General features: G+C 34.1%; 30 protein-coding genes, 15 tRNA genes and 2 rRNA genes. 41 read left to right on the top strand and 6 right to left on the bottom strand.

The features are described 5' to 3' along the window. The 22 genes from ACQKMF_RS00005 to ACQKMF_RS00110 all read left to right on the top strand — a co-directional run. Nucleotides 1-89 (top strand): 23S ribosomal RNA (locus tag ACQKMF_RS00005); the annotation flags it as partial. Nucleotides 90-206: 117 nt separating this feature from the next. Then, nucleotides 207-322: ribosomal RNA gene (gene rrf, locus ACQKMF_RS00010) — 5S ribosomal RNA — on the top strand. Between the two features lie 9 nt (nt 323-331). Beyond that, nucleotides 332-406 (top strand) — tRNA-Asn (locus tag ACQKMF_RS00015). A gap of 5 nt (nt 407-411) precedes the next feature. Beyond that, nucleotides 412-503 (top strand) — tRNA-Ser (locus ACQKMF_RS00020). A 9-nt stretch (nt 504-512) separates the two neighbouring features. After that, a tRNA-Glu gene (locus ACQKMF_RS00025) sits at nt 513-587 on the top strand. A gap of 15 nt (nt 588-602) precedes the next feature. Beyond that, a tRNA-Val gene (locus ACQKMF_RS00030) sits at nt 603-678 on the top strand. Nucleotides 679-783: 105 nt separating this feature from the next. After that, nucleotides 784-857, top strand: a tRNA-Met gene (locus tag ACQKMF_RS00035). A gap of 5 nt (nt 858-862) precedes the next feature. Further along, nucleotides 863-938, top strand: a tRNA-Asp gene (locus ACQKMF_RS00040). 12 nt (nt 939-950) lie between these two features. Continuing rightward, a tRNA-Phe gene (locus tag ACQKMF_RS00045) sits at nt 951-1,026 on the top strand. 7 nt (nt 1,027-1,033) lie between these two features. Next, nucleotides 1,034-1,109, top strand: a tRNA-Thr gene (locus ACQKMF_RS00050). A gap of 16 nt (nt 1,110-1,125) precedes the next feature. Then, nucleotides 1,126-1,209, top strand: a tRNA-Tyr gene (locus ACQKMF_RS00055). 10 nt (nt 1,210-1,219) lie between these two features. Beyond that, nucleotides 1,220-1,293: transfer RNA gene (locus tag ACQKMF_RS00060), tRNA-Trp, on the top strand. Between the two features lie 17 nt (nt 1,294-1,310). Further along, nucleotides 1,311-1,386: transfer RNA gene (locus ACQKMF_RS00065), tRNA-His, on the top strand. Between the two features lie 35 nt (nt 1,387-1,421). After that, nucleotides 1,422-1,496 (top strand) — tRNA-Gln (locus ACQKMF_RS00070). Between the two features lie 3 nt (nt 1,497-1,499). After that, nucleotides 1,500-1,574, top strand: a tRNA-Gly gene (locus tag ACQKMF_RS00075). An 8-nt stretch (nt 1,575-1,582) separates the two neighbouring features. Further along, a tRNA-Cys gene (locus ACQKMF_RS00080) sits at nt 1,583-1,656 on the top strand. 8 nt (nt 1,657-1,664) lie between these two features. Next, a tRNA-Leu gene (locus ACQKMF_RS00085) sits at nt 1,665-1,745 on the top strand. 129 nt (nt 1,746-1,874) lie between these two features. Next, nucleotides 1,875-2,804: a site-specific integrase gene (locus ACQKMF_RS00090; protein ID WP_427571214.1), complete on the top strand. Its 930-nt coding sequence runs from the start codon at nt 1,875-1,877 to the stop codon at nt 2,802-2,804. A gap of 169 nt (nt 2,805-2,973) precedes the next feature. Then, the gene (locus ACQKMF_RS00095) at nt 2,974-3,825 is read left to right on the top strand and encodes a hypothetical protein (protein ID WP_427571216.1); all 852 of its coding nucleotides are present in this window, start codon (nt 2,974-2,976) and stop codon (nt 3,823-3,825) included. An 83-nt stretch (nt 3,826-3,908) separates the two neighbouring features. Then, nucleotides 3,909-4,358 carry a hypothetical protein gene (locus tag ACQKMF_RS00100; RefSeq protein WP_427571218.1) on the top strand — a complete coding sequence of 150 codons (450 nt, stop codon included), beginning with the start codon at nt 3,909-3,911 and terminating at the stop codon, nt 4,356-4,358. Nucleotides 4,359-4,503: 145 nt separating this feature from the next. Beyond that, on the top strand, nt 4,504-4,728 hold the full coding sequence (locus tag ACQKMF_RS00105) for a hypothetical protein (RefSeq protein ID WP_427571220.1): 225 nt from the start codon (nt 4,504-4,506) through the stop codon (nt 4,726-4,728). A gap of 234 nt (nt 4,729-4,962) precedes the next feature. Then, nucleotides 4,963-5,637 carry a hypothetical protein gene (locus ACQKMF_RS00110; RefSeq protein ID WP_427571222.1) on the top strand — a complete coding sequence of 225 codons (675 nt, stop codon included), beginning with the start codon at nt 4,963-4,965 and terminating at the stop codon, nt 5,635-5,637. A gap of 124 nt (nt 5,638-5,761) precedes the next feature. On the opposite strand, the gene ACQKMF_RS00115 is transcribed toward ACQKMF_RS00110, so the two are convergent. Then, nucleotides 5,762-6,469, bottom strand: a complete 708-nt coding sequence (locus ACQKMF_RS00115; protein WP_427571225.1) for a hypothetical protein — start codon at nt 6,467-6,469, stop codon at nt 5,762-5,764. Nucleotides 6,470-6,977: 508 nt separating this feature from the next. Between ACQKMF_RS00115 and ACQKMF_RS00120 the strand changes: the two genes are divergently transcribed. The 13 genes from ACQKMF_RS00120 (at nt 6,978) to ACQKMF_RS00180 (ending at nt 16,911) form a co-directional block, all read left to right on the top strand. Then, nucleotides 6,978-7,706 carry a hypothetical protein gene (locus tag ACQKMF_RS00120; RefSeq protein WP_427571226.1) on the top strand — a complete coding sequence of 243 codons (729 nt, stop codon included), beginning with the start codon at nt 6,978-6,980 and terminating at the stop codon, nt 7,704-7,706. 853 nt (nt 7,707-8,559) lie between these two features. Further along, the gene (locus ACQKMF_RS00125; protein WP_427571228.1) at nt 8,560-9,276 is read left to right on the top strand and encodes an HK97 family phage prohead protease; all 717 of its coding nucleotides are present in this window, start codon (nt 8,560-8,562) and stop codon (nt 9,274-9,276) included. A 44-nt stretch (nt 9,277-9,320) separates the two neighbouring features. Continuing rightward, the gene (locus ACQKMF_RS00130) at nt 9,321-10,202 is read left to right on the top strand and encodes a phage major capsid protein (RefSeq protein WP_427571230.1); all 882 of its coding nucleotides are present in this window, start codon (nt 9,321-9,323) and stop codon (nt 10,200-10,202) included. Nucleotides 10,203-10,281: 79 nt separating this feature from the next. Continuing rightward, nucleotides 10,282-10,404, top strand: coding sequence for a hypothetical protein (locus tag ACQKMF_RS00135; RefSeq protein ID WP_427571232.1), 123 nt, complete (start codon nt 10,282-10,284; stop codon nt 10,402-10,404). A 173-nt stretch (nt 10,405-10,577) separates the two neighbouring features. After that, entirely contained in the window at nt 10,578-10,934 is a 357-nt protein-coding gene (locus ACQKMF_RS00140) for a hypothetical protein (RefSeq protein WP_427571234.1), read from the top strand. An 18-nt stretch (nt 10,935-10,952) separates the two neighbouring features. Further along, a complete protein-coding gene (locus ACQKMF_RS00145) occupies nt 10,953-11,177 on the top strand; it encodes a hypothetical protein (RefSeq protein WP_427571236.1) in 225 nt (74 codons plus the stop codon). Between the two features lie 450 nt (nt 11,178-11,627). After that, a complete protein-coding gene (locus tag ACQKMF_RS00150; RefSeq protein WP_427571238.1) occupies nt 11,628-12,035 on the top strand; it encodes an HNH endonuclease in 408 nt (135 codons plus the stop codon). A gap of 199 nt (nt 12,036-12,234) precedes the next feature. Continuing rightward, on the top strand, nt 12,235-13,212 hold the full coding sequence (locus tag ACQKMF_RS00155) for an ABC-three component system protein (RefSeq protein ID WP_427571240.1): 978 nt from the start codon (nt 12,235-12,237) through the stop codon (nt 13,210-13,212). Beyond that, nucleotides 13,199-13,426, top strand: a complete 228-nt coding sequence (locus tag ACQKMF_RS00160) for an ABC-three component system middle component 6 (RefSeq protein WP_427571242.1) — start codon at nt 13,199-13,201, stop codon at nt 13,424-13,426. Before ACQKMF_RS00155 ends, ACQKMF_RS00160 begins: the two co-directional genes overlap by 14 nt. Next, nucleotides 13,417-15,144 (top strand): DUF2326 domain-containing protein, encoded by a 1,728-nt coding sequence (locus ACQKMF_RS00165; protein ID WP_427571244.1) that lies wholly within the window; start codon nt 13,417-13,419, stop codon nt 15,142-15,144. The genes ACQKMF_RS00160 and ACQKMF_RS00165 overlap by 10 nt, the downstream gene beginning before the upstream one ends. Nucleotides 15,145-15,351: 207 nt before the next feature. Then, nucleotides 15,352-16,008, top strand: coding sequence for a Panacea domain-containing protein (locus ACQKMF_RS00170; RefSeq protein WP_427571246.1), 657 nt, complete (start codon nt 15,352-15,354; stop codon nt 16,006-16,008). Then, entirely contained in the window at nt 16,009-16,404 is a 396-nt protein-coding gene (locus ACQKMF_RS00175) for a hypothetical protein (RefSeq protein WP_427571248.1), read from the top strand. 96 nt (nt 16,405-16,500) lie between these two features. Then, nucleotides 16,501-16,911 carry a hypothetical protein gene (locus ACQKMF_RS00180; protein ID WP_427571250.1) on the top strand — a complete coding sequence of 137 codons (411 nt, stop codon included), beginning with the start codon at nt 16,501-16,503 and terminating at the stop codon, nt 16,909-16,911. A gap of 484 nt (nt 16,912-17,395) precedes the next feature. On the opposite strand, the gene ACQKMF_RS00185 is transcribed toward ACQKMF_RS00180, so the two are convergent. The 3 genes from ACQKMF_RS00185 to ACQKMF_RS00195 all read right to left on the bottom strand — a co-directional run bounded on the left by ACQKMF_RS00185 (nt 17,396) and on the right by ACQKMF_RS00195 (nt 19,485). Further along, the gene (locus ACQKMF_RS00185) at nt 17,396-17,686 is read right to left on the bottom strand and encodes a hypothetical protein (protein WP_402940034.1); all 291 of its coding nucleotides are present in this window, start codon (nt 17,684-17,686) and stop codon (nt 17,396-17,398) included. Between the two features lie 277 nt (nt 17,687-17,963). Next, complete coding sequence (locus tag ACQKMF_RS00190; protein WP_427571252.1) at nt 17,964-18,170, bottom strand: hypothetical protein; 207 nt, start codon at nt 18,168-18,170, stop codon at nt 17,964-17,966. A gap of 772 nt (nt 18,171-18,942) precedes the next feature. Beyond that, nucleotides 18,943-19,485, bottom strand: coding sequence for a DUF6241 domain-containing protein (locus tag ACQKMF_RS00195; RefSeq protein WP_427571254.1), 543 nt, complete (start codon nt 19,483-19,485; stop codon nt 18,943-18,945). Between the two features lie 693 nt (nt 19,486-20,178). On the opposite strand from ACQKMF_RS00195, the gene ACQKMF_RS00200 reads away from it, so the two are divergent. From ACQKMF_RS00200 to glsA, 4 genes are all read left to right on the top strand, one after another. Then, nucleotides 20,179-21,030 carry a S8 family serine peptidase gene (locus ACQKMF_RS00200; protein WP_427571256.1) on the top strand — a complete coding sequence of 284 codons (852 nt, stop codon included), beginning with the start codon at nt 20,179-20,181 and terminating at the stop codon, nt 21,028-21,030. Nucleotides 21,031-21,043: 13 nt separating this feature from the next. Then, the gene (locus tag ACQKMF_RS00205) at nt 21,044-21,904 is read left to right on the top strand and encodes a hypothetical protein (RefSeq protein WP_427571258.1); all 861 of its coding nucleotides are present in this window, start codon (nt 21,044-21,046) and stop codon (nt 21,902-21,904) included. Between the two features lie 43 nt (nt 21,905-21,947). Next, the gene (locus tag ACQKMF_RS00210) at nt 21,948-22,403 is read left to right on the top strand and encodes a stage III sporulation protein AH (RefSeq protein ID WP_101223432.1); all 456 of its coding nucleotides are present in this window, start codon (nt 21,948-21,950) and stop codon (nt 22,401-22,403) included. A gap of 375 nt (nt 22,404-22,778) precedes the next feature. Further along, nucleotides 22,779-23,720, top strand: coding sequence for a glutaminase A (gene glsA / locus ACQKMF_RS00215; RefSeq protein WP_427572375.1), 942 nt, complete (start codon nt 22,779-22,781; stop codon nt 23,718-23,720). Nucleotides 23,721-23,990: 270 nt separating this feature from the next. Here glsA and ACQKMF_RS00220 read toward each other — a convergent pair whose 3' ends face one another. Beyond that, nucleotides 23,991-24,185: a hypothetical protein gene (locus tag ACQKMF_RS00220; RefSeq protein ID WP_053533812.1), complete on the bottom strand. Its 195-nt coding sequence runs from the start codon at nt 24,183-24,185 to the stop codon at nt 23,991-23,993. Further along, nucleotides 24,172-24,693 carry a tyrosine-type recombinase/integrase gene (locus tag ACQKMF_RS00225; RefSeq protein WP_402940186.1) on the bottom strand — a complete coding sequence of 174 codons (522 nt, stop codon included), beginning with the start codon at nt 24,691-24,693 and terminating at the stop codon, nt 24,172-24,174. Before ACQKMF_RS00225 ends, ACQKMF_RS00220 begins: the two co-directional genes overlap by 14 nt. A gap of 357 nt (nt 24,694-25,050) precedes the next feature. On the opposite strand from ACQKMF_RS00225, the gene ACQKMF_RS00230 reads away from it, so the two are divergent. Next, entirely contained in the window at nt 25,051-25,383 is a 333-nt protein-coding gene (locus ACQKMF_RS00230; protein ID WP_402940018.1) for a hypothetical protein, read from the top strand. 447 nt (nt 25,384-25,830) lie between these two features. Next, entirely contained in the window at nt 25,831-26,538 is a 708-nt protein-coding gene (locus tag ACQKMF_RS00235; RefSeq protein WP_402940015.1) for a sigma-70 family RNA polymerase sigma factor, read from the top strand. Nucleotides 26,539-26,541 lie beyond the last annotated feature (3 nt).

The following is a 26,541-nucleotide window of genomic DNA, read 5'->3' on the forward strand; positions in this document are numbered from 1 at the left end:
CCTGAAAGATGATCAGGTTGATAGGTCAGAGGTGGAAGCGTGGCGACATGTGGAGCTGACTGATACTAATAGATCGAGGACTTAACCAACGCTTTAAAAAATGAAATACCTTCTTATTATCTAGTTTTGAAGGAATGAAAATTTCTTCTTGCATTTTCTCGAAAAGACGTTATAATAATATATGTCTTGAAAAAATGTTAACATTGTTTGGTGACGATAGCGAAGAGGTCACACCCGTTCCCATTCCGAACACGGCAGTTAAGCTCTTCAGCGCCGATGGTAGTTGGGGGTTTCCCCCTGTGAGAGTAGGACGTCGCCAAGCTTATATTGTTCCGCAGTAGCTCAGTGGTAGAGCATTCGGCTGTTAACCGAACGGTCGTAGGTTCGAGTCCTACCTGCGGAGCCATTATTGGAGAGCTGTCCGAGTGGCCGAAGGAGCACGATTGGAAATCGTGTAGACGGGTAACCCTGTCTCAAGGGTTCAAATCCCTTGCTCTCCGCCATTTATACCTGGCCCGTTGGTCAAGCGGTTAAGACACCGCCCTTTCACGGCGGTAACACGGGTTCGAATCCCGTACGGGTCACCATTTAGACAACATATTGGAGGATTAGCTCAGCTGGGAGAGCATCTGCCTTACAAGCAGAGGGTCGGCGGTTCGATCCCGTCATCCTCCACCATTTTTCAATAACATCAAGTTGTTTCTGCATAAAGGATTGATCATTTCAGCCCATTGAAACGCTTAACACGAAAACTTGATGCATAAAAAGCAACATTATTACCGTCGCGGGGTGGAGCAGTCCGGTAGCTCGTCGGGCTCATAACCCGAAGGTCGCAGGTTCAAATCCTGTCCCCGCAATCTATGGTCCCGTGGTGTAGCGGTTAACATGCCTGCCTGTCACGCAGGAGATCGCGGGTTCGATTCCCGTCGGGACCGCCATTTTTATTGTTTGGCTCAGTAGCTCAGTCGGTAGAGCAAAGGACTGAAAATCCTTGTGTCGGCGGTTCGATTCCGTCCTGAGCCACCATAGTAGTGCCGGTGTAGCTCAACTGGTAGAGCAACTGACTTGTAATCAGTAGGTTGGGGGTTCAAGTCCTCTTGCCGGCACCATGTTTCATCCATATGCGGAGGGGTAGCGAAGTGGCTAAACGCGGCGGACTGTAAATCCGCTCCTTAGGGTTCGGCAGTTCGAATCTGCCCCCCTCCACCATCTTTATTACAGGGGTATAGTTTAAAGGTAGAACAGAGGTCTCCAAAACCTCCAGTGTGGGTTCGAGTCCTACTACCCCTGCCAATTTAAATCCTATAATGGCGATTGTGGCGAAGTGGTTAACGCACCTGATTGTGGTTCAGGCATTCGTGGGTTCGATTCCCATCAGTCGCCCCATTTAATAAAATATGATATAATGATTACAACGTTAATGGGCTATAGCCAAGCGGTAAGGCAACGGATTTTGATTCCGTCATGCGAAGGTTCGATCCCTTCTAGCCCAGCCATATGCGAAAGTAGTTCAGTGGTAGAATACAACCTTGCCAAGGTTGGGGTCGCGGGTTCGAATCCCGTCTTTCGCTCCAAAAACGTTGGCGGCATAGCCAAGCGGTAAGGCAGAGGTCTGCAAAACCTTTACCACCGGTTCGATTCCGGTTGCCGCCTCCAACAAACATGCCGGTGTGGCGGAATTGGCAGACGCGCACGACTCAAAATCGTGTTCCTCTGGAGTGCCGGTTCGACCCCGGCCACCGGTATCAAATGGTCGAAAAATGATTATAGAATCAAGGTCTCAACTTAATTGTTGGGGCCTTTTTTCTTTGTTTTAAATACGACAAAAATAATCCAAAATCGTGTGCGTCGAATCGTGTGCGTGGGAGGTTCTTGTGAAAAGGCGAAAAGAGCTATCAAAAGAAGAATTGAGAATTATTAAGAAGAAGATCTCAGATGAAGAAGCTTTTGAAGAATTTTTTAAGGACTGCTATTTGAGAAATTTACGTCCAGCAACAATGGAATATTATAAGAATGAGTTTCATGGTGCAAAGAAAATAATTAATAAGCATTTATTGGAGTGCGAACAAAGTGATATGGAACATTTAATTAAGCAAAGCAAACAGATAATGAAAGTGACATCAATCAATACTCGTTTACGAGCACTAAGAGCATTTTATAACTTTTTAGCCAAGAGGAAGCTTATCGAGACAAACCCCATGAAAAACGTTAAATTGCTCCGAGATAGACAGAAGACAATTGAGACATTAGATACCGAAGAGTTAGAGAAATTAATAAAAGTAATCCGTAAAGAAAAAACATTTGTATCTTTTAGAGATGAAGTAATTATTCTTGTTTTTCTTGATACTGGAGTTAGATTGTCAGAACTTGTAGGTATTAATGTAGAAGATGTAAGACAGAACCTTATCGTTATTAGAAAAACAAAAAACCTTTTCGAAAGAACTGTTTATTTATCAGAGACTACTCAAGAGCAGCTAAGCAGATATATAAAAATAAGAGGAGAACTTGAGGAAACAAACAAACTGTTTATAAGCCAAGATAATAGAGAATTAAATCCTCATAGCATTCAAACTAGGCTTACTAAGTATGGGAAGTTAGCTAAGATAAGTAAACGTGTTAGTCCTCATACATTTCGGCATACGATGGCAAAAAGGATGATCGTTTCTGGAGTCGATGCTTTCTCGCTAATGCACTTACTTGGTCATACAGATATAACTGTTACTAAACGGTATGTAAATTTATGGGGACAAAATTTAGAGCAAAAACATAAATTGCATGGGGCATTAAAAGGATTGAAAATATAGGTAAAATATACCAACTTATATTTTACGAACTAGTATTCGGTATATTATAATAATAAAAGAGATGGCAAATGAGTTTGGCGGCTCTACCATCTCTAAACAAAAAAACAGAAGAATTAACTTCTATTAAATTTTAGCAAGTTTCCTCTTCTGTGTCAAAAGGAGAAAAAACATGAAATTATTATCCATTCTTGGCGGTAATGCATTCGTTATGTTTAATAAAGAATTAGCACATGAAGTATCCGTAAACGGGGCGATAATATTTGGTCAGTTATGTTCCAGTTATGAAAGCTTTGGAAGTAAATATATGCTGACTGTTAAAAATGGAAAAGAATACTTCTACTTAACAAGTGAAGTCATTGAAGAAGAAACAGCTCTCACTTACAGACAACAAGCAAAAGCGATTAAAGACTTAGAAGGAGCAGGATACATTGAGTCTGTAATTATGGGTTCGCCAGCAAGGAAATACTTCCACGTTACTGATAAAATTATTCAACAGTTTCTACCGAAAGAAGACCTCAGCTCTGACAAAAATGCAGACCTAAATGAATCTATTGAACAAGAAAACTCAGAATCTGAGCCTTCTTCTGACTTCGTGAGCTTTCACAAAAGTGCAATCCAAGCATATACAAATGAGCAATCCTTGCCTGAACAAAAGGTACAGGCATATAAAGATATAAATAAAAAAGAACAAGATAAAAAAAATAATCTTAATTTCAATTGTAATTTCAAGGAACCTTTGACAAAAGATAAATTTAAAATCTTATTAACTACTTCCTGTAATGAGTTCTATACAAGATTCTCATTAGGCAGATACTCTAAAAAGCAATGGAATACATTAATAGAAAAATTCGTAAATGACACAATTGAAAGTGAACGTTACATAAATGTTCCAGAGGATAAGATTAAAGGCTTTGCTTACAAATGTCTCGAAAAAATTGCGAATCATAATGAGTATAAAAGGTCTGAAGAGTTCGCTGATTATGAAAATGTGATGTACGAACTAACTAATTTTAATTCCTAAAAAAGAAAAAGACTTCACCTTCTATAACTGGTTAGAGAACTGAATTATAATTCTTTTAACAAATTTTGGAGGTTGTGACTGTTATGGACATTTCTCATGATGTTTTTACCATGGCTAATTTGTTAGGTGTTAGTTCATCTACTGTGAAAAAGTATTATTTACTTTTTGAAGACAATAATTATCGTTTTAAGAGAAATGTGAAAGGAAAAGTAACTTTTACTAATGATGAGTCTAAATTGCTTCAGAGGCTAACTGTTCTAAAGAACGAGCCTGGAATGAACTTGAAAACAGCAGTAGAGCAACTTGTACAAGAAGCAGGGGTAAACCAGCTACAACAACAGGAGAATGTTATCAAACATGAATCAGTAATGAGTGAACGAGACCAACTATTTTTACAACTACATAGAGAAACAATAGAACTCTTAGCAGCTATAAAAGAGGGAGTTAGGTCTAATGAAGAAAGAATTGAAGAGTTGGAAGAGAATATAGATCAAAGGTTTAAAAGAGTCTTTAAAAATTTAAAAACTCGTTAAAGAAAATGAGAGCTCTGCGCTAACTAATAAGTTGCCCTAGAAGTCCATAATGGCTGTGTATGGAACTTTAATTTCTTATATGAAGATATATATAAGACTCCTTCAAAATTCAACACAGAGCAATTTAGAATAAGGAGAGGATTTAATGAAAGCAGAAGAGATATTAAAATTAATTGAAGGTATGGAAAATGGAGAACGTTGGAAGTTGTTGGATATGATGTATGATGAGTATTACAATACAAGAAGCAAACCAAAGTTGGAAGAACGACTTTCTAATCTTGAGAAAGACATCGAGTACATGTCTAAAAAAATTGGAATACATGATATGTACTTCAATCGAATTCATAAAGAAGATGAAGATCGAGCTTAATGTTTGGTCTTTTATTCGATTGTTCTTTATTAGGAACACTAAATGAATAATGTAAAGTTAATTCAACATAAAATTAAAAATTCTTAAATTAATTAAGACCTTTTATAATAAGGTTTTTATTTGGTATTGAAAAATATTTTAAACTTTTTTCTGATTTTGCTTTACGTTCTTAATAACGTCCATATAATTACTCTGTAAGATGAAGAAGAAAACACACTTATGGAGGTATTTATAATGACAACTACTATTCAAATTTCTATCTACGACTGGAGCATTATGGAGGAGCTTGTTTTCGAGGCTCAAATTAGCAGTATCGAAGAGTTTCTTGCTCTAACTTATCGCTTCGATAAAAAAGTAAAGTATAAAAAGGCAACTGATAAAAATTGGTATCATGCTAAAACAATGATTAAGCGACTATTTAAAAAGGATGTTGCTAAAAATCGGCCTGTAATAAAATTTGTGACCACCAACGACTTAAATAAAATTGGGGAAGAGAAACGAAAAGCTGAGGAAGAGAAACGTAAGGCTGAGGAAGAAGCCAGATTAAAGAAAGAGAAAGAAGAGCTAGAATGGGAGCAGTGGAGGAAGGCTAATCCAAAATTCACTATCGAACAAATCAAATCAATGTCTGAAGTTGAACTTACAAATCGATTAGTTGATTTATATATTGAAGACTACTATATTGGGAAAACTGATTACAATTCTTATAACGGACCTTTTAATACTTATCTTACTGAAATAGCTTATATTGAACTTCAGATATCTTCTGGATTAGCTGATCGCGCCCATTATCATGCTATGGAAGCTCTTTGTGGAGGCAAACTTACATATAAAACAAATCGACATCCAATGTCTGAAATCTTTAGACTTACCGACGACTTCGAACTTGTATCTTTAAATCGAGCTTAATGCTTGGTCTTTTTATTTTAAAATCAATATTTTATTAATCACAATAAAAGGACTTTTAGTCCCAAATATTTATAGAACTAAAGGTCCTGTATTAAAATCAATAGATTTATTAAGAGGGAACAAGTTATTGTCCACGATAATTAATATATATAAGATAATTATTCCATGGAACAAGATATACTAGAACTACTATGATTAGGATTAATGGTGAACCTATGGTTAGCCAAGGAATGTTTTCGAAGAAAAAAGATGTAAGATTAAAAATAAGGGCAATAATCACAAAGGCTGCCATAAAAATTTCCTTAGATCTACTTTGTTTGACTTTTGTAATTTCAGATACCCCTACTATTCTCGATGCTACTCTTAATTCATCCTTGTTAAAAGGAGTTTCATCTGAGGACTTGACTAATAACTTAATTATCATTTCTTCTTTACTATTTAGAAGTAAAGGCGAAACAACAACTAGGCCAGCACCTAAATTGTTTATAGATACGCGCAGATTTTTAGGGGTAGTTTCTTTTACTTCTGCAATAAGTATCTTGCTATTATTAGTCTCAATAGTTATGTCCTGATTAAAATCTTTTTCCTCAATTGGTACATTTCCCGTGTTAATAATTTTCAATAGTACTAAGAGAACATTTTCTTTTATTTCTTTATCCTCAAAGAAAATTTTAAACTTTTTACCTAATTCATCATGTTTCTTTAATAATGAAGTTGATGAAATTATATCGTAACTTAACGCCTTACGACTTCGTCCTTTTCTCCACAGTATTATTGAAACTGTAACACTTATCGCAGTTAAGATAATAGGAATTAATATTTTTAAATCCATCCACATTCTCCTTCGATTGATCCTTATGGGTTTAATTTACTAGTAATGTTTATTCTACCAAAATTCATGTAGTAACAAAACTAGAATATTAAGTTTTTCATTGATAGAGTAAAAGTAATAAATTTCTAATTTTATTACTCCTTAAAAAACCCTCATACCTATCTTCAGAAGCTCCAGATTGACCCATGTTGATTTTAAAATATCAAGATGGAGTTATTATATTAATCCACCCTAAAAGGTCTCAGAATTCATTCTCTAACTATCTATTCTTATTATTTATATGATGGTCAAAGGCGGAGCCTTTGCCATGCGACAAGCGAAGCTTGATCGCAATAAAAGTTCTAAATTCTTAGTAGCTAGTGAATGTAAAAATAAACCAGCGTTGATATTGTATATTAATAAATAGTATCAAGTGTGGTTTATTTTAAACGGTTTAATTTTTTGGTTTACGTTTTAAATCGAGCAGATAGAATACTTTTGTGAGTAAAAACAACGGAGGTATTTTATTATGATAGAACTAAAAACTTACACGGACAATGAACTTATTGAAGCTTTAGGAATAAGCCCCAACACTTTGAAAAAGAAACGGAAAGTTACAGAGCAACGTCTCTTAAAAGATTATGAATGGTCAAGAGAGAAAAAAATAAAACTGTATACTGTTCATTCTTATAAAGCTCAGACGATTGAAAAAGTTTTATGTGATACCTTTGAAACTATGATTTCTGAGTTCAGTTCAAAGAATGTCGCAATGAAAAACACTGAAAAAGCGTTGAGGATATTGATAGCATTGTACTTTACTAAAGAAAACAAACCCTCTAGGCTTTCTGAGATTACTAATGAAACAACTTTAGAAATATCAAGATACGTAAAGAAGTTGCAATATTTAGACATTTTAGTCTCCGAAGAATATGACTACTACTTGGTAGATAAAAAGACATTGGTCTGGAAATTGATTGATGATGCTGAACGAGAAAGCGTTAAAAAGTTCTGGACTCGAGAATTCTTCAGCTGGATCGATAAATTAAATGTTGAAGCAATCAACTCTGATATGGATAAAGTAAGAACTTGTAAGCAGAAAGCAAGCTTTGAGACTGTTAATGCTTTTGGCTTCTTAAGAAAAGTTAGCAAGAAAGATATGACTGATAAAGCAAGAGAATATTTTGGTCCATTCTTAAGATACTCAAATGAGCAGTTAAATATGATGTTCGAGGAAGAAATGGTTGTTACAGTAGATTGATTTTAAACCAAACCTGATACTATACCAAAAGTAATTCGAGACTCTATATCAAAAAAATAGTTATGCATTAGAGCTACCATTAAAGTCTATAAGTGGAAAGAAGTAACAAGTATGGCAGTTCAATAAGATTTAAGGCATCGAAAGATGTCTTGTTTTTTTGAGGAATTTTCAAATATCATTTACGTTTTATAATGAAAAACTTTTAGAGAAATTGTCTAGTAACTAGCATTCGTATATATATGAATTAGGGAGATAAAAAAAGCTTTAAAAGCAATTATTTTCCCAATATACGTACACAACTCGGTTGATTTATATATTTATAGTGCGAGGTGTTTCTCCTGCACCTCTTCTCTTTCTTCAATTTCTTTAATTTGTCGTCATCGGAAAGACGTTCTCTTTAAGGCTTTTAGATTCAAAATGATTTAAAGTTGAATGTTTAGTTAGCATCTTCTTTCAGACTCCTTTCTGTGAGGTTAGCTAGTCATTCAACCTCCTATTTTAAATTCAATAAGAGAGCAAGTCAGTTACTCCGATTATTGACTTATTCTCTTATTGAATTTATTAAATTTCTCAATTTCATCCGAAAAAGTCATAACGTTATGGCTTTTTTTTTACGATTTTTCAAGTTTGCTTTAAAAGCAAAATATTAATTCGAAGGAGTCATTTCATGTCGAACTTAAATCACGAAAATGCTTATAGATGGGTCAAAAACGAACGAATATATACCTTAGTAAATTCAGAAGGAAAAGTTCTTCATACAGCAGAAGACCGAACTTGCGATGGGAACTTTATCACAGATTCCATACTAGAAGATTTAGCTGCTGAATGAGGAACTAGAAGGGAAGTAGAAAATATGAAAATGGAACTGCGTGTTCAAGATTCCGAATTACGTGCTAATTCAGATGAAACATTAACTGTTTCTGGTTATGTAAATAAGACTGGTCAACTAAGTAATATCTTGGGTGTTACTAAAAGGTTCGTTGAAAAGATTGCTAAAGGTGCTTTCACTCGTGCAATTCAATCTTCTTCGAGAGATATTGAATTTCTCGCAGAACATAACAGCAAATTGATCCTGGCATCCACTCGCAATGACTCTTTGAAACGTACTGAAGACGAGCAAGGGTTGTATATGGAAGCAACAATCACCCCTACAACATGGGGAAAAGATTATTACGAGTTGATCAATTCTGGTATCCATCGAAACATGTCGTTTGGTTTCCGAACTATTAAGGACAGCTGGAAATTAATTGAGACTAACCTTTATGAACGTACTATCGAAGAGCTTGAACTTTTTGAAGTAAGCGTGGTTAAAAACCCTGCGTATAGCCAATCAACTATTGCTGCCCGTGGTATTGATCTTGTAGAAGACGTTGAAATTCCTGCTGAACCAGAAGTTGAAGTTCAAGAAAGTGAAGAAGTTCGAAAAGAACAAGACATAGACCTTCAAATTCGAAAAACTCAAATCGAAGTTGAAAAACAAAAAGCTAGTGTTTCTAGTGCTGAACGAATGGTTAAGTTGCTCGATACTAATAGTAGTAAGTCCTTTCTGAACGAACTAAGAAGGTATTAGAAGAAAAGAGAAATGAACTTTCCAAATTACAGGAGGAACAAAAAATGAGTAATGAAGAACGTGCACTACAAACAAAAACAACAGTAGGTACTTCAGCAAAACCAAAGCTAGTTGATAGTATTGTTGAAAGATTAGAAAGTACATCATCCGTATTTTCGAAATCTCGTAAGATTCCATTCAATGCAGAAGAAATGAAGATTCCTTATGAAACAACTTTAGATGATGCAGCGTTTGTTGATGAAGGTGGAAGCGCTCCGGAAATTGCATTAAACTTGTCTAACTTCGCTGTAATGAAGCAACGTCGAGTTGCAGTAGCTATTTCTATGTCTAAACAGTTCATGTTTGATTCTGGCGTTGATTTGTCTCAACATGCTAAAGACTTAGTAACTCGTCGAGTTATTAAAAGAATTGAGAAGTCTATCTTGGCTGGTACTGATCCAAACGAATTTAAAGGAATTGCTCCAGATACGAGTGTTACTTCTAAAGATATTTCTTTAGGCGCACCTACTCAGCTAGTCGATAATCTGCGGAGTGTATACCTTGCTGTTCATGAAGATTTCGTTGGAGCATCAGTTTGGTATATGTCTCGCCCATTCTTCGAAACAGTAGTGGACTTCAAAGACGCTAACAATAACTACTATGTAAAACAAATTGAATTAAAAGGAAAAATTGCTTATACGTTGTTTGGTGCTCCAATTGAAGTTTCTAATGCTTTATCAACTGGTGATACAATCGGACAAGTTCCAGTATTATTCGGTAGTATTAAAGATTGTTATACAGTCGGTGTTTCGAAAGAATTAGAAGTTAAAGATATTGTAGGTACTCCGAACGTTCTTGCCGGTACTGCTGGATTCCTCGCAGAGTTTTATGGTGATGGCCGAGTTCACAATTACCAAGCAATTGCTAAAGGAACAATTGTGGCATAATCGTTTATGTGAAAAATTTTACAGACTAAGAGACCAGATTAACTTCTGGCTCTTATAAAATTTTTAGGAGGTACTTAAAATGGAAGTACAAGAAAAAAGTCATATTCAAGTAACTGGTGGAAGATTTGTAATTTTTAATGGTGTTATTGAAAAAATCGATTACCACTTAGTGATATCGATAATTCAGTATTGGATGAAGTAGCAGGAAATATAACAGTTAACTTTAAATCTGGCTCTAAGTTTAACTTTGTTGGAGACAACAGCAAATTAGAAGAGATCCATAATCTGCTAGTGAAGTAAAGATTATAAGTTTTTGAAGTCAGGTTAATTCTGGCTTCTTTTTATTTTTTATAATTGAAAGAAGGTAAATATAGAATGGCAAAAAAATCAGGAATAAGATGCAAAGTATACATCCATAAAGCGGGAACAAATATAGCATTAGCTGCCCAACGAAATGCTACCTTAAGTCATTCAGTAGAAAGCACTGATACAGAAGTATTCTCAATAGCCTGTAATAAAGCATTCGTTACTGATAGTGAGGCATATGCAACATTAAGGGAAGAGCACGTTCAAGGAAATAATGTTGATGTATATATCGACCTACCATCTGGAATGAAGTACTTTGGTAACTGCACAATAATTACCTTTGATAATGATATTCCATATGATGAGTTAGGTACCTGGTCCATATCATTACAGGGTTTAAGAACTCAATTAGCAGTAGTTAAGTAAGAGAGGATGGTACATCAAATGAAAGAGAAACTAAATCATTTACAAATAGTACGAGGAATCATAGATGAAGATAAGTTTAGGTTAGCAGCTGCAACAATCTTAATTGATTACTACTTAGATGAGATGAAGAACAAAGGTAAGTATATGCCACGAACAAACCTATTGGATCGTGTGAACTTAGCCTTAAGGTCAATGGGGAATGCCGAAGTTTCTTATGGATTCATTAGAAGATGGTTTGAATAGAGAATTTATTTGGGATGAGGAGTACCGCCTAGGCGTTTTGAAAAAAACGCTAAAACTCTTTAAACCACGGGGAATATTTCATTTTTAATGACTGTCCCAATTGGCCCAAACCCCGTTGAAGCTTTATTTGCATTTTTTAAAAAAATTTACAACCAAAGAGCACATGAAATGACGAAGAATTTTACAATTTCCTTTTGGAAGGAAATCTTATCACAGTTGAAGAAAAATATGCTGAGATTGCTGAGCAGAGAGCTCATGATTTTTTAAAGGAACTAAAAGAAACACAGAAATAGTCTTGCTTCTACGGACTCCTCAGGCAAATCCACTAATACCAACTATCTTACTTCAACAATTTAATTTCAATACAGAGCTATTCTCAGCACGTGAATTCAAGGTGAAGTGAATATGAATTCACAGTGAAGCAATGTTCATACGACAGGAGGAATTAGCATGGCTAGTAAAAAGAAATTTTGTGGTGGCTGTGGCAAGAGAATAGACGTCAATTCAGTCTGTGAATGTCGGAAGAAGGCAGCAGCAGAAGGAAGTAAAAGGTCTAAAGATAAGTTCAAACAGAATCATCCAGAAGTTTATAAAGCTATCAATTCGAAAAGATGGCGAGACAAAAGACTGCACATTATTCGAAGAGACAAAGGTCATTGTCAAAGGTGCAAAATCCGGTTTAGCCTAATTAATACAGATAATTTAGAAGTTCATCATATCAAGGCAAAGACTCTGTTTCCTGAGAAAATATTTGAAGATTTGAATCTTATTACATTATGTAGAACTTGCAACTTGCAGCTTGGTCAAAATGGAATAGATTTTTATTGGAAGCCAGAAGAATATGAATATAATCTTTAACACTAGCGGTCATACTAATTCGGTAAGTTGAAAAATGTACTACCCACAAAGAAAAATCTAATTGCACCAACCCCAATTCTAGCAAAATTCCACTACAAATCATTAGAAATGTTACTAAGTTCATAATATTACCTGTAAAAAAAATAGTTTTGTAGTAAAATTAGGTAAAAATACTAGTTATTTCTCAAAGGAGAAGCCTATGAATAGGGATTTTTATTTTACTTATATATCTGAAAAAATTGAGCTCTTATGTTATAAAATAAAGAGTATGGGCAAATTGAATATATTAAATCTTAATATACATGCCGAGTTCTTTTATAGGGATTTATGTAATTTGATATATGGATTAACTTTAGAAAATGCAAATGTAGAAAAACAGAATATGGCTGCTATTGACTTAATTGATAAAAGTAATAAAATTATGATTCAAGTTTCTTCTACTTGCACTAAACAAAAGATTAACAGTACACTTTCAAAGAAACTATTATTGGAGTATAAAAACAAAGGTTATAGTTTAAAGTTCCTTTTCTTTTCAGATGCTAAGAATTTGAGGGATAAAGCATTTGAAAATAAGTATGATATTTCATTCAATCCTAGTGAAGATATTATGGACAAAGAAACCTTATTAAATAGTATATTGGAGTTTCAAGTTGACAAACAACGAGAAGTATATGAATTAGTTAAAGCGGAGCTTGGAGAAAAGCAAGATCCATCAAGAATTTCAACAAATTTGGCTGATTTAATACACTTACTTTCTGAAATAGACTTAGGCTCAACAGAAAAAGCAGATAATCTAAATGAATATAATATCGATTGCAAAATTAAATTTAATAATTTAAATAAAGTAAAGAATTTAATAACGCAATATAAAATATACAACCATAAACTAAATGGTATTTATAAAGAATTTGATATGCAAGGAAAAAATAAAAGCCTCTCGGTATTTAATAAACTCACACGTTTTTATACTGAGGAATTAATGAACGACGATTCAAATGAAAATCAAAAATTCTTCAATATAATTAATAAAACCCTCACGCATATTCAAGAAAGTAATAATTATAATGTATTACCCGCTGAAGAACTTGAACAGTGTGTTTCAATCATTGTTGTTGATGCGTTTATAAGGTGTAAAATATTTGAAAGTCCGGAGGGTTATAATCATGTTATTGCCTAGAGATATTAATCCTGAATTGAGCATATACTACAATGGATCATTAATTTTAAAACAACTCATTAAAGAAGATTATGTAGATATAATTAATTTATACAAGTTTGTAAAGAGTGAAAGCAACATGTCCTTGAATACTTATATGCTTTCATTAGATTGGCTCTTTCTATCAGATATTGCTGTTGTTACTGAAAGTGGTGAAGTTAAGTTGTGTTCATAAAATACTTAAGAATTGAAGATATAAATGGAATCGTTAGAAAAATTAAGTTCCATAAGGGAATAAATCTAATTGTTGATGAAACTGTGAATGTTACTGAAAAAGAAACAGGAAATAATGTTGGAAAAACCACTGTTCTTAAATTAATTGATTTTTGTCTTGGAGCAGATCCAAAAATCATCTATACAGATAATGAAAATAAGAAGGAAATCGATTTAGTTAAAAACTATTTAATTGATAATCATGTTTTAATAACACTAATAATGAGCCAAGATCTTAATGATGAAAAATCTCCGGAAATTGTAATTGAAAGAAATTTTTTAAGTCGAAATAAGAAAGTAATGCGCATTAATGGCGAGAATTTAACTAAAAATGATGGGAAAGATTTTGAAAATAAGCTGGATAAACTAATACTTGGCGGGAGACAAGAAACCAAACCATCCTTTAGGCAGATAATTTCACATAGCATTAGGTATGCTGACGAGCGTATTAATAATACCCTAAAAGTTTTATCTGCATTTACTTCTTACGCCGAATATGAAACTTTATACTTATACTTATTTGGAATCTCGATAGCGGACAGATCTAAAATACTTAGGAAGATAAAAACTGAAAAAGATTTTAAAAGGAGAATTGAAAAAAAACAAAGTAAGACTGAATTAGAACTATCTCTTGCAATGATAGATGATACAATCTCCGACCTTGAGCAAAAGAAAAAAACTTTAAATATTAACTATAACTACGATAAAGATTTAAGCAATTTAAATGAAACTAAATATCAAATTAGCAGTATTAGCTCTAGAATAAGTGAATTAAGCCTTAGGAAGAAAATAATAAGTGAAGCTGAAGAAGAGCTTTTGGAAAATAAATCAAATATTGATTTACAGCAATTAAAGAGAATTTATAGTCAAGCAAAAGACATGACTAAAATCCAAAAAACATTTGAGGATTTAGTTAATTACCACAATAATATGATAGTTGAGAAAATTAGATTTATTACTCAGGACATACCTGAAATCGAATCGGAGATTTCAAGTTTGGAGAGTAAATTAAAGAGATTCTTATCACAAGAAAAAGAGTTAGCAATTAAAATTGCAAAAAGCGACACTTTTAAAGATTTAGAAATTATTATTACTGAGCTAAATGAGGTTTATCAGCGGAAAGGAGAAATTGAAAATACACTTTCTCAAATTAAAGAAGTTGCTAATAAAATGACTTCTTTAGAAGAAGAACTTTCTGCAATTGATCAAGGATTATTTTCTGAAAAATTCCAAGAGAAATTAAAAAATCAGTTAATCAAGTTTAATAAGTATTACTTTTCTGAAGTATCTAATGAACTATATGGTGAGCAGTATGGTATTTCTTATGATGTTAAAGTCGAGAAGAAGACAGGCAAAAGTGTGTATGTATTTGATTCTTTTAATGCTAATAGTAGTTCGGGTAAAAAACAAGGAGAGATATTATGCTTTGATTTAGCATATATTTCATATGCAGATGATGAGGAAATTCCGGTATTGCACTTTATCCTAAATGATAAAAAAGAACTCATGCATGGGAATCAATTAATTAAAGTATCTGATTTTATTAAAGATAAGGACATCCAGCTGATTTTCTCGATATTAAAGGATAAACTTCCTGATGAATTGAATAATGAGGATAATATTATTTTAAGACTTTCTCAAAAGGATAAACTTTTCAGAATTGAAAATCGTAAAGGTTAAAACTGGCATAGCATAAGCTATGTCTTTTTTAGTATAAAATATCAATTTTATTAATGTTTGTTAATAAATCGGAAACCGACAGAATAAATGCTGCATAAAATGGATATATATAAGTAGTAAAACATCTGAAAATACAAATTTTGGTATTCAATTGAAGGACTTTGTGTTATATTTAGGGTAAATAATTTAAAAATAGGCGGTGATTCCGTGCCCCAAAATGTTATCGACATCAGTAAATGGTTTATCCAAAATAATTTTGATGTTTCAAGACGATCTTTTAATGGTCACGTAAAATTACAAAAATTACTTTACTATTCTCAAGCCATGAATCTTGCTGTAAAAGATGAAATTTTGTTTAACAACGAGATACAAGCTTGGGAGAATGGTCCTGTAGTAAATTCGATTTTTAGAGAGTATGAACATAATGACTTAATTGAAGACACTTTTAATAAACAAGAATTTGATTATTCTTCAGTTTTCGATGGAAAAACATTAAACATTCTTCAAACAGTAAATTATATTTATGGAAATCATACTGGAGATCAGCTAATTGAATTAACACATTCTGAAGATCCTTGGAAAGAATTAGAAGACGAAGCTAATATGAGATTAAATCCTGAAATAGAAGTAGACCGAATTAGGGATTATTATAGTGGGTTAAAAGATCTGTTTGATTTATATGAAGATTACGATTTCTCTAGTGATTCTAAGAAGGAAATAAACGGTAATGTTTTTGTATATAATCGTAATGAAACTATGTTAAGTCGCCAAGATATTGATTCTCTTCGTGAAATAGGAAATCAAATTAAGGGCGAAAAATATTTTGTTTCTAAAGATGAAGAGAATGAATTGGTGGTGTTCTAGTTGCACTATTATGAGGGAACAGTTATAAAGAAAAAAAATATACTTTTCAAAGGAACTGACAAAATTGATTTTAGGATGGGGGGCCATCCTATTTTGCTCCCTATTCCCTTTGATCATGATGATGAGTATATATATTATTTAACTTTGTCTAGCCAAGTGGAACGTTACCCTCATGATAAGGAACGATATGCTTTGGTAAAAAAAGTTCGTGGCAGTGGTTTAGATACTAACTCTATTGTGGATTTAAAATACGTATATAAATGTCCTAAAACTAACAACGTTCCAAAAGGATGTTTAGGTCCTGAGGCACTGCAAGAAGTAGTAACTAAGTTTTTAAATTACATCGGAGTTGTTAAAGATAGTGATTGTAACGAACTCCTTGCTCTAATTCCATAGTATACTCTAGCCTAATAGAACTTGAATCCTTTATAAAAGTTTAAAATAGATTTACATTTTTAATCACCAAGATATAAAAATATCGAGGTGATTTTTATGTTGCCAACAAAAGAGCAACTAATTCAACATTTATTAGATAAGATGACAAACCAAGACATTGCAATAATTTATGGGACAACTTTTCAAAAAATCATCCAATTAATAAAGAAAAATGATCTCAATCCAAATGAATTAAGAATGGTAAATAAATTTATTGTATATGAGCATTGGCTTAATGGGGAAATCATTTATGTAGGTAGTGGGCTATGGTACAGATGCAGAAGATATTCTAATAGAAGAAACTCGGAACATAGGGAGCTTATGCAAGAAGGAAAACTTGCTTATAAAATTATAGGAGAATTTGAAAATGAAGTAGATGCAAGAACATATGAAGCTGAACTAATTAAAAAATATAAGATAATAGGTCAGGTTAAATTTAACAAAAAAGTGGGAAAAGGATTGACTTAAAAGAAGCGTAAAGGCATAATTAACGGTAATCGTATTACTCGAAATTCAAGAAAGTACAACTAATCGTTGATACTTATGATTATACAATCGTTTTGTCATTTGTTGGGACTCAAAATCGTGTTCCTCTGGAGTGCCGGTTCGACCCCGGCCACCGGTATCACCAATAGCGAAGAATCGCTATTACATCAAGCTTCACACTTAATTGTGTGAAGCTTTTTTGTGTTCATGACGCATTATAGAATATGTACAAATAATGTGCGGAGGTAGTGTGCAATGGTTTTTAATCACTCTAGAATGAAGGAAATTGAAACCAAGGAACATACAAAATCGAATCAAACAGTTTGGCAGCTTATCGGAGTTTGAATGGTGATAGAATCTTATGCACAGAAATCGTTTATTTTATCAATGTTTGTTCTTACGATTAAAAATAAAAACGAATGGGTCAAAGAGTATTAACTCTACCATTCGTTTTAAAAAAATAAATTTAGATTTCAATATTCATAGCACTTAGGTCTGCTTCCGTATAGCCAGAAGAGGATAGTGCGATTTCAATTTTTTCAGCAGCCTTATAATCAAATAATTTAAATTTAGACATTAATGCGAAAGCATTTTGATTTTCAATTGCCAAGGCAACAGCTTCCACGTCTTGCAGTAATTTCAGGTCTTCAATGTAGAATTGGGCGGTTCTCATCGCTAAATACTCATTCATTGTAGTCGAACTGTAGAAAAGTCTTGTTAATGTGGCGATTGCGTTAGGAACGAAAACCTTATTCATAATTACCCCTCCACTATTCGTAATATTCTGTCATTTGAGTCACCACTAGTATGAGGCACACTAAAAACGTTGTCAATCTTTATCTTTCGAGCATTTTTACTCACCATTTGAATCTGTAATCAAATTAAATAAATAGAAAACAGACACTTTTCCAGAGGCAAAGTGATTGCACCAAAGTGCACTAAGTAAGCAAAAGAATGAATGTTGCTGAGTTACGAAACGAAGATCCTTTCTGTGTTCTAACAACATTTCAAAGGGCTTATGAAACAACAGGTCGTTATAAACTGTGAAGAAGGCGGGCTTCCACGTTATGCAGCTCTCCAGATGAAACACTATCAGCCACAATTATTTGCAATGTTCTCGTAGCTGTCATTCGTTTGTCTGGATGCTTCATTTGTAGATGCTGTTGTATCGCTCGGAAAAGTTCATTATTTTCTGGACGGTTGGCGTTATAAATTTCTTGTAAACTCTTCGATTTTCCCATGGCTTTTCCTACTTTCCATCAAATGTTAAATACATATGAAAGCTTATGCAATAATATATATTTCCGTCTAAGCGCTTCTAATTCCTTCTTTTTTTAAATTAAATCTTCTTTAAAGAACAGTGAAGTTGCTCCGTTTTTTACAAGGGGTGATTTTCCTCGTTTTCATCAAACTATGAGGACGAGCTCTGCCTAAATTGGCGGGGGGGGTGGTTGATATTGGTTTTGTATATTTATCTTTAAACATTTTAAATGAAAATCCCCCATTTAAACGTACTGACACGACGTTTTAATATCCTTCATGAGGGTTTATGTATCGAATGTGTTAAAACGCATTAGAACATAATAGCGCCAGCGGCCTTTCTAACGGAAAGCACTAATATGCTGCGTGACTTAGATAGGGAGTATATCAACAACAAAAGCCGATAATAGACGAGTTTCAATCCGAAAAATTCGACCAACGGATTTGCTATGCGATGGAATAAAACTATGCGGGGAAGATTACGAAGTGGAGCGCTTAAAGATATCGGAAATAATTGCGTTGTTCATGCAATGAAATAAATAAAACGATTAAAGCAACTCGCATGCCAACAAAGACATACTCGTGTGTATACGGAAGGGGCAGCCGGAGCATACCCGTATTACCCCAAGCTATCCGCCTAAATCCTCTCTTCTGCTGTACCAAAAATCCGCGAATCAAATTTTTACTGTTGGCGAAAATAGGCCATTGTTTTGATTAATAAAAATACTCGATGGCCTCGATTTTTAATGACTATTAAAAGTTATCTTTTACAAATTCTGCTTCTTGTTCAGGAGTAAGAACTCCGGTAGCTTTACCAACATTTCCATTTTGAGCACCCCAAAGGTAGTTGTGATCTTCCACTATATTGTCGAAGTTTCCTTCTTTCCAGTTTCCTGCGATTTTTAACAATTCTCTTTTAAGTGTGAAGCCGATGTCGCTGTCTTTAATAAATTCATAAACTGCACTGATGTTTTCAGGAGCCATCTCAAGGTTGTACCATTTTTCTTCAGAAATTACTTTTTGATGAGTCATACTATGCATAGTTTTCATAACGTCTTCTGCAGTTGAAGCTGGGCCAAGGCCTAATTCATATAGAATTTGTTCTTTTTCTGAAATTTGCTCTTCCAAATCTTTATCTTTCTTAATTTTCCCCGTAACATCCATAACAGAAATATCGGTATTTGGTTCATTATGCGTTGCTTCATACTTTTTGGCATTCTGCTGTAATGTTATTACCACTGCAAGAACTGCTGCAGCAACTATAATTGAAACCATTGACCATCTAAATTTATTCATGATAAGTTCCTCCGAGTCATAGTTCGATTATTCACTGATTTCGGTTACATCCTTTTATGGATAAGCTAACCATTATGATATTAACATAAAACATTAACAAATAATCTTAAACTATTAAGTAACCATATATAGATAAATTTTTTTTATTGGTAACCAATACAGAGTATCCTGAGACCACTGTTGACTCTATGAACAGGGGCATTGGCGATACCTCAGTGCAAGTAGAAAAGGCAACCGCAATTGGTCGCCTTTTTTCTATAATTCCACAAGAAGGTCAATCTGTAAAAACTGTTTAGCCCTATAATATGGACCAACCCCTTAGTTAAAGAAATAACCCTGCGTTTATTGGACTAATGATTCGATGTAATAAATATTTTAGATAAATTGATTTCAATATTAAATGCAACTATTTCAAATTAAAGAATATATAGTTTAAAAAAAGTCATAAATTCAGAAATTAATATTGATTCATGATGCATAAGTCACGTTTCTCCTGTTTTATGACTTATTATTGATGTGTTTTGATTCATAAAAGAAATTTATTAAAAAGAAATAAATGGTAAACTACGAATTATTCAATCTTTTTGATATCTCAAAGTTAAATAATAAAATTGTATGTTGATTAATTAATCTGTTTATTAAGAGAGGTGGTTGTAACTTAGATAAATGCAGTTGTTGATTTGAGGTGTAATCATGAAAAAATCTATTTATTACTTGATGATTATGTTTATTTTATCAGCATGCGATTCTAGTAATGAAGAAATTAAGATGAAATTTAATGAAGTGGAATGTCAAAAAAACTGGGCAATGTGTTTAGTATTTCCTGATAAAGAATATACAATTAATAGATTGGATAAACCTAAAAAAGTTGCAATTTTAGACAGCGGTATTAATGATAAACACCCTGCATTAAGAGGACAAATTGTTGCAAAATATAATGTAATCAATAAAAGTAAATATACAAAAGATAAATATGGTCATGGAACTTCAATTGCAGGCATAATTGCAGCAAAGCAAAATGATGAAACTGTGCAAGGAATTAACCCTTTAATAGAAATATACGATGTAAAAGTAATTGATGATCAAGGAGGGGGAGAAGTTTCTCATGTTATAGAAGGAATCAAATGGAGTATGGATAAAAAGGTAGATTTAATTAATATTAGTTTTGGATTTAAGCAAGATGTTCCTGAGTTGAGAAAAGTAGTTGATGAGGCCATAGAAAGAGGGATAATTATTATAGCTTCTGCAGGAAATAATTATGGACTAAACTTAGATTTTCCTGCCAGATATGAAAATGTTATCTCAGTTGGTAGTATAAATAAAAAATTAGAGTCTAGTTCATTTAATTCAATTGGGGAGATAGATATATTTGCACCAGGTGAAGGAATACTTGTATTTCAAAATGATAATAAGGCTGTTTTAGAAGATGGATCGTCACTAGCAACGGCCTATGTTACTGGAGTTTTATCACTTAATTCAATATTAAAACATAACAAACAAATCAAAAAAGAAAATAGAATTAATGTTATCACCTATTATAGATAGGAGGATTTTAGTTATGAATACAAATAAAAAAAAGAGTATGATAATTTTGTTTATTACAAGTTTAATTTTTTCTCTAATAGTACCTTATAATAATGTATACGGAGCTACGCAAAAAGGATCAATTACTTCTACTGAATTATATGAAGAACTGTTACTAGATGAAAATATTGATTTGGTTAATATTGATTATTCCGCGGATAATGTTGGTATAGAGGTTTCAGTGGATAGTGAAGTTGGGGAGATTAAGGACACAACGGTAGCAATTGATATTGATCCGGGGAATAATCAATTAAGTGTTGTTAGTGAAAATAGTGAAAATGAAATAGAAGAATATAAAGTCGTAATTGAAAAATTAGATGAGTACGGAATGCAAGCGACATATACGTCCATGGAAACTGGAGAGATATTTATTTATGATTCTTCTGTTGCTACACCAACTGTTCTGTTTGCTATACCTTGGGGAATAACATTATCTGCAAAAGCTATCTCAGTTTTATATGCTGCAGGTGCTGTACTCTTAGTAGGAACTGTTGCATATATTGAAGTTAATAATTTTATTAATAAAGAGAAAAAAAGATATAATCATTATGTTGCTACAGTAGATAAAAAATCTAAAAAGTTATTTATTGGATCAGGTCTTAGCAAAACCAGTGCAGTTAATAGACTAAAGAGTAAGAATAATACTTGGTCAACTTCTAAAACTAATGCACAGACAATCGCTAAAGAAGCAAGTCCAATTAAGAAAGTGACAGCTGCAGAAGTTTCAAATGGAAAGAACATGGTTTGGCACTATCATCCACTCTCTGGATACGATAGAAATGGTAAAGGTATTCGGATTGAGGGTGCACATGCGTTCTATGGCAGTGCAAAATAATCTCGTATTGTAATATGCTTGATTTATAAATAGGGGGGACAAGATGTTAAGCGTTGAAAGGGATCCAAAAAATAGAGTTTATCAGGAACTAATTGATTTATGCTTTGAAGTATGTGATGAATTTCATCTAGTTATTAGAACCGATATGGGTGCAATAAAAGACTTAGAGGAAATCATAAATAAGTTCAAAGCATCATTAAAAGAAATGAGAAGCGAATCAACATGGGCTAGTACAACTCTTGGTGATAATCAAACTGCAAATGTTTATTATTTTTATGCTGATGGGAATGCAAAATCAATAATAAAAATGATTGCAAAATCTCTTTTTCAGTGGGAAATGCCTAATTTGCCTGAGGATTTGTCTTTTTTTAAACAAGGAAAGGTCTGGCTGGCTACTTCTTCTCATGAAAAACAATGCTTCATTTTTCCTGAGAATGAAACCGAAGCTTCAAAAATTATGGGTATTGAAGGTTTAAGAGTTGAAGAATTGGATGATTAACCAATGATATGTCTTTGAATATATACACATAACAAAAAAAGATGAACCCTATTTGATTCCAACGCAGCATTAAAATCAAGATCTCAACGATTATGTGAGGTCTTTTTTCTTTAAACACGACGAAAATAATTCAGAACCGTATGCATTTAGATTAGGGGAGTATGGTTAGACCTTATAATGGGTGAATTAGTATCAGTAAGAAGCATATGAAAATTTCTTTAAAGAATTATTATTTAAGAAATCTAAAACCAGGAAAGTGCCGCTTCGTAGTTTTTTAAATAATATCGATGAAATATGGTAATAAATAATAAAACCACTATCTAAAAGAACACTTCACAAAACAAATTTTCTAAGGGGCGGAAAATTGTGAACAATATGGGATGTCAATGCAGTTCCAATGAAGAATTACAGCAACTGGTCGATGAGGCAAAAAAACATACAAATATGGGAACAGTGGCAGACTATATACCGGCTCTTGAGAAGGCGAATCCTGGGGATTTGTCTGTTGCAATTTACTATCCTGACGGAAAAGGATATTGTGCTGGGGATGTAAGAGGTAAAATGACCCTGCAAAGCATATCAAAAGTTTTGACACTTGCTTTGGTATTAATGGAAAAGGGAGAGGAATATGTCTTTTCCTATGTAGGAAAAGAACCTACCGGCGACCCTTTTAACTCGATTGCCAAGTTAGAGACAAACAAGCCATCCAAGCCGTTAAACCCGATGATCAATGCAGGAGCATTGACTGTGACCCATATGATTGCAGGTAACAGTGTAAATGAGCGATTTCAGCGTATTTTACATTTTATCCGGGAGTTGACGCAAAATCCTACTATCGGTTTTAATGAAGATGTTGCCCGGTCAGAATACAATACAGCAGACTTGAATAGGTCGTTAAGCTATTTTTTAAAGCAGCATAATGTAATAAATGAGGATGTGGAGGATTTAATTGAATTGTATTCGAAGCAGTGTGCCATTGAAATGGACAGTCAGGATTTAGCGAGGATAGGCTGTGTGCTTGCCATGAATGGGAAAGATTTGTTGACGGGAAAGCAAATCATCCCCGGGGACATTGCCCGTATTTGCAAGACATTCATGGTTACTTGCGGCATGTATAACGCATCAGGTGAATTTGCCATTAATGTTGGCATACCGGCTAAAAGCGGTGTGTCAGGGGGAATCATGGGAGCCGTCCCCGGAAAATGTGGGATTGGAATTTATGGTGCAGCGCTGGATGAGAAGGGGAACAGCGTTGCCGGGATAAAAATCTTGGAAATGATGGCGAAAAAGTATTCCTTAAGTATGTTTAATTTGTAAACATTGAAACCATTACCGAGTGTACCGGATGATATTAATTAACTTTTTTATTCGAAAGTTGTCTGGAATTAAATCTTAAGCATACGGCTTAGGAGAGTCAGAGAAGAGAGGGAATGAAGTTTGGAATAGAGCTTTTTCATTGTGTTATGTTGTGGTGTTACAGGAAGATGAAAAGTGCCTATCAGATGCATTATAAATGAGGTTCAGTTTAAAGCTTTAACTTTCTAGGAAAAAAAGACCTCTGCACATAAGGGCAAGGTCTTAAGCTGGTTATAACAAGTTGGAGAAAAGAGATACTTTTTTATATAAAGCATTTACCTCTTTATTTCGATGTTCCCCGATTTCATTTTTTAGCTGGCCTTCCATATCGGTCATTAGATCAGCTAACTTCAATGCCTTTTGTCTGTCGGAAATATTGCTGCGAATGATAGATTCATATTTTGCATTGTATTCAGTCAGTGACATTTCTTCCGTCCTCCCATAGTGTAAAGTCATTTAAGCTGCCCTCTGTTCCTTCTTCAGCAACCCCAATGTACTTAAGTGTAATTACAGGGTGTGAATGGTTAAGGATCATTTGTAACTCAGCGAGGTTCTTACTTCGTTTAAAGTGCCAGTACCCGAATGTTTTCCGCATGGTATGTGTACCGACGCCCTCGATGTCCACCATGTCAGCTGCTTTATTAAGCTGTCTGTAAGCTTGTATCTTACTTATTGGCTTATCGCCCTTGCGTGAGGGGAATAGCCATTCACCATCAATGGTGGCTATATAGGCGGCCAATTCATTACATATAGTATTAAGCTGTATCATTCTTGGCTTTTTTGCTTTCCCTTCCTTGATGATGACCTCCATCTTGCCTTTAATGTCCTTTATCTTCAGCGATAATAAATCAGTTACACGCAATCCGGTATTGATGCCTAACAAGAACAATATGTAGTCTCTCTCGCTGCAATGTCTTTTCAATGACCATTTCATATCATCTAATTTTTCCAATGATCTGATTGGTTGAACGTCTATTAAATGTTCTTTCGGCAAATGTGTTCACCCTTAATTCACACTAATGGAATCAGTATTTTGAATGTATACTTTTAAGAGTAACACTGAAAAAGGATGGAAGTCAATTTGAGGAGTATACTGATATTTTTTGGACTGTCCTTTTTATAGGGTTCGGAGTATTTTAGTTGTTTATTGAATAATAGCATAAAAAACTTCTGGAACTTGATATACTGAAAATAGTAATATTTTTCTAAACTAGTGTTATTGATGGATATTTAATAGATGAATTAATTCATTCTGAATTTATTATGCTTTAGTAGGATTGGGGAAACCGCCATGAAGAGAGTTTTAGCTATATTGAAAAAGGTACTGCCTTTAAGCTCAAGGTTGATTACTATGGCAATTATGATAGCCGTTTTTTACTGCATGTTCATGTTCGCAGACCTGGAGAATGAAAAGGTAGACAGAGAGCGTCATAACGAGCGATCGGTGAATTTTGAAGAGATGAGCGATCAAGAGTCTGAATCTGAAGATAATCCAGCAGGTTCTATGGTGAACTATTGTAAAGATAGCGCTAATGAAGGTCGCACTTCCAATTGGTTTGGTATCGAAGAAAACGACATGGAACCTAGCGAATACACGGTCGAATGCATTGAACACTTGGAATAGCAGCTGAGTTCCTATGGATCATCCGGAAATTTGAAATTCAGGATTCACTACAAGGACATCCGGGGAGGTCAGGGATATCGGAACAAGTTGAGAATTGGGAAAAGGTTTGGATATATACGAAACATTCCTGAAAGTCACTTCCAAAGATTTTGCTGGTTGGCTTAATGGCGTGTACGGAGAATAATAATTGGTTTGGTAAATAAGGTCTTCACTGAAATGCTTGGTGACGAACCGGGTACACAGCGGGGGAGGCCTTATTTGTTGCATACAGAACATTGACATTAGCCTGTTTGGAGCTTAACCAAACAGGTTTTTAGTATGAAAGGAAATCCAATGGAAAAAATGGAATAGGATATAAAGAAGAATGAAGGAAAATTTTTCACCCCCATATCTTTTTCTCTTTCTGAAACGTTTATAGGATAGAGGGTGTTGAAGGAGTGAGAAAAAATGATAAATAAGTTAAGGGAAGATATTTCTGAAGAAAATGATAACGATGCGATTTTGCGTGAAGTCTATCCTGAATTGCTGCGGTTTTGCCGATTCCTGACCCAAAATAATTGGGATGGGGATGATTTGGCACAGGAAACGATATTGAGGGCAATGCAGGGCTATGGAAAGAAAACGGAGATAACAACCGCTCTATTGAAGACGATTGCCCGCCATTCCTGGATTGATACGATTAGAAAAAGGAAAAAAGAATCCTTAGACGATCTGTTGGATACCGAACAGCAGGGGGCAGGAGGGGAAAATGTTTTTGAAACGGTTGAATATATAATTAAATCCCTTACCCCGAAACAAGCTGTAGTGTTCATATTAAAGGAAGGGTTCCTCTATCGGTCAAAAGAAATCTCAGATTATTTGAACACCACGGAAACAGCAGTAAAAGCCATCTTGAACCGTGTGAAAAAGCGTTTTGACAATGACGTTGATGAGCGTATGTTGTCTTGTGTGGAAGATTGGCAGGATGAGGAGGAACAGCGGCTCATGTCCCTGATGACACAGGCTTTAAAAGCCCAAAATCCTGATATCCTTATTAGAAACATCCCATCTTTCAAATCCCTGAACAGTGAATCGATGATTCCTAAACTGATGAATCGTCCGATTCTTTCTCAATCAAGCTTCACTCCTTCAAACACACTCTCAATGGCTGCATAGCCA

The organism is Peribacillus sp. NPDC101480, assembly GCF_050277335.1.
In the GTDB taxonomy this organism is placed as follows: Bacteria; Bacillota; Bacilli; order Bacillales; family DSM-1321; genus Peribacillus.

What these genes read in the sequence shown, in the direction of transcription:
- ACQKMF_RS00095 (WP_427571216.1), top strand. Translation starts at nt 2,974, where the DNA reads ATGAAATTATTATCCATTCTTGGCGGTAATGCATTCGTTATGTTTAAT.
- ACQKMF_RS00100 (WP_427571218.1), top strand. Translation starts at nt 3,909, where the DNA reads ATGGACATTTCTCATGATGTTTTTACCATGGCTAATTTGTTAGGTGTT.
- ACQKMF_RS00105 (WP_427571220.1), top strand. Translation starts at nt 4,504, where the DNA reads ATGAAAGCAGAAGAGATATTAAAATTAATTGAAGGTATGGAAAATGGA.
- ACQKMF_RS00110 (WP_427571222.1), top strand. Translation starts at nt 4,963, where the DNA reads ATGACAACTACTATTCAAATTTCTATCTACGACTGGAGCATTATGGAG.
- ACQKMF_RS00115 (WP_427571225.1), bottom strand. Translation starts at nt 6,469, where the DNA reads ATGGATTTAAAAATATTAATTCCTATTATCTTAACTGCGATAAGTGTT.
- ACQKMF_RS00120 (WP_427571226.1), top strand. Translation starts at nt 6,978, where the DNA reads ATGATAGAACTAAAAACTTACACGGACAATGAACTTATTGAAGCTTTA.
- ACQKMF_RS00125 (WP_427571228.1), top strand. Translation starts at nt 8,560, where the DNA reads ATGAAAATGGAACTGCGTGTTCAAGATTCCGAATTACGTGCTAATTCA.
- ACQKMF_RS00130 (WP_427571230.1), top strand. Translation starts at nt 9,321, where the DNA reads ATGAGTAATGAAGAACGTGCACTACAAACAAAAACAACAGTAGGTACT.
- ACQKMF_RS00135 (WP_427571232.1), top strand. Translation starts at nt 10,282, where the DNA reads ATGGAAGTACAAGAAAAAAGTCATATTCAAGTAACTGGTGGAAGATTT.
- ACQKMF_RS00140 (WP_427571234.1), top strand. Translation starts at nt 10,578, where the DNA reads ATGGCAAAAAAATCAGGAATAAGATGCAAAGTATACATCCATAAAGCG.
- ACQKMF_RS00145 (WP_427571236.1), top strand. Translation starts at nt 10,953, where the DNA reads ATGAAAGAGAAACTAAATCATTTACAAATAGTACGAGGAATCATAGAT.
- ACQKMF_RS00150 (WP_427571238.1), top strand. Translation starts at nt 11,628, where the DNA reads ATGGCTAGTAAAAAGAAATTTTGTGGTGGCTGTGGCAAGAGAATAGAC.
- ACQKMF_RS00155 (WP_427571240.1), top strand. Translation starts at nt 12,235, where the DNA reads ATGAATAGGGATTTTTATTTTACTTATATATCTGAAAAAATTGAGCTC.
- ACQKMF_RS00160 (WP_427571242.1), top strand. Translation starts at nt 13,199, where the DNA reads ATGTTATTGCCTAGAGATATTAATCCTGAATTGAGCATATACTACAAT.
- ACQKMF_RS00180 (WP_427571250.1), top strand. Translation starts at nt 16,501, where the DNA reads ATGTTGCCAACAAAAGAGCAACTAATTCAACATTTATTAGATAAGATG.
- ACQKMF_RS00185 (WP_402940034.1), bottom strand. Translation starts at nt 17,686, where the DNA reads ATGAATAAGGTTTTCGTTCCTAACGCAATCGCCACATTAACAAGACTT.
- ACQKMF_RS00190 (WP_427571252.1), bottom strand. Translation starts at nt 18,170, where the DNA reads ATGGGAAAATCGAAGAGTTTACAAGAAATTTATAACGCCAACCGTCCA.
- ACQKMF_RS00195 (WP_427571254.1), bottom strand. Translation starts at nt 19,485, where the DNA reads ATGAATAAATTTAGATGGTCAATGGTTTCAATTATAGTTGCTGCAGCA.
- ACQKMF_RS00200 (WP_427571256.1), top strand. Translation starts at nt 20,179, where the DNA reads ATGAAAAAATCTATTTATTACTTGATGATTATGTTTATTTTATCAGCA.
- ACQKMF_RS00205 (WP_427571258.1), top strand. Translation starts at nt 21,044, where the DNA reads ATGAATACAAATAAAAAAAAGAGTATGATAATTTTGTTTATTACAAGT.
- ACQKMF_RS00210 (WP_101223432.1), top strand. Translation starts at nt 21,948, where the DNA reads ATGTTAAGCGTTGAAAGGGATCCAAAAAATAGAGTTTATCAGGAACTA.
- glsA (WP_427572375.1), top strand. Translation starts at nt 22,779, where the DNA reads ATGGGATGTCAATGCAGTTCCAATGAAGAATTACAGCAACTGGTCGAT.
- ACQKMF_RS00220 (WP_053533812.1), bottom strand. Translation starts at nt 24,185, where the DNA reads ATGTCACTGACTGAATACAATGCAAAATATGAATCTATCATTCGCAGC.
- ACQKMF_RS00225 (WP_402940186.1), bottom strand. Translation starts at nt 24,693, where the DNA reads ATGAAATGGTCATTGAAAAGACATTGCAGCGAGAGAGACTACATATTG.
- ACQKMF_RS00230 (WP_402940018.1), top strand. Translation starts at nt 25,051, where the DNA reads ATGAAGAGAGTTTTAGCTATATTGAAAAAGGTACTGCCTTTAAGCTCA.
- ACQKMF_RS00235 (WP_402940015.1), top strand. Translation starts at nt 25,831, where the DNA reads ATGATAAATAAGTTAAGGGAAGATATTTCTGAAGAAAATGATAACGAT.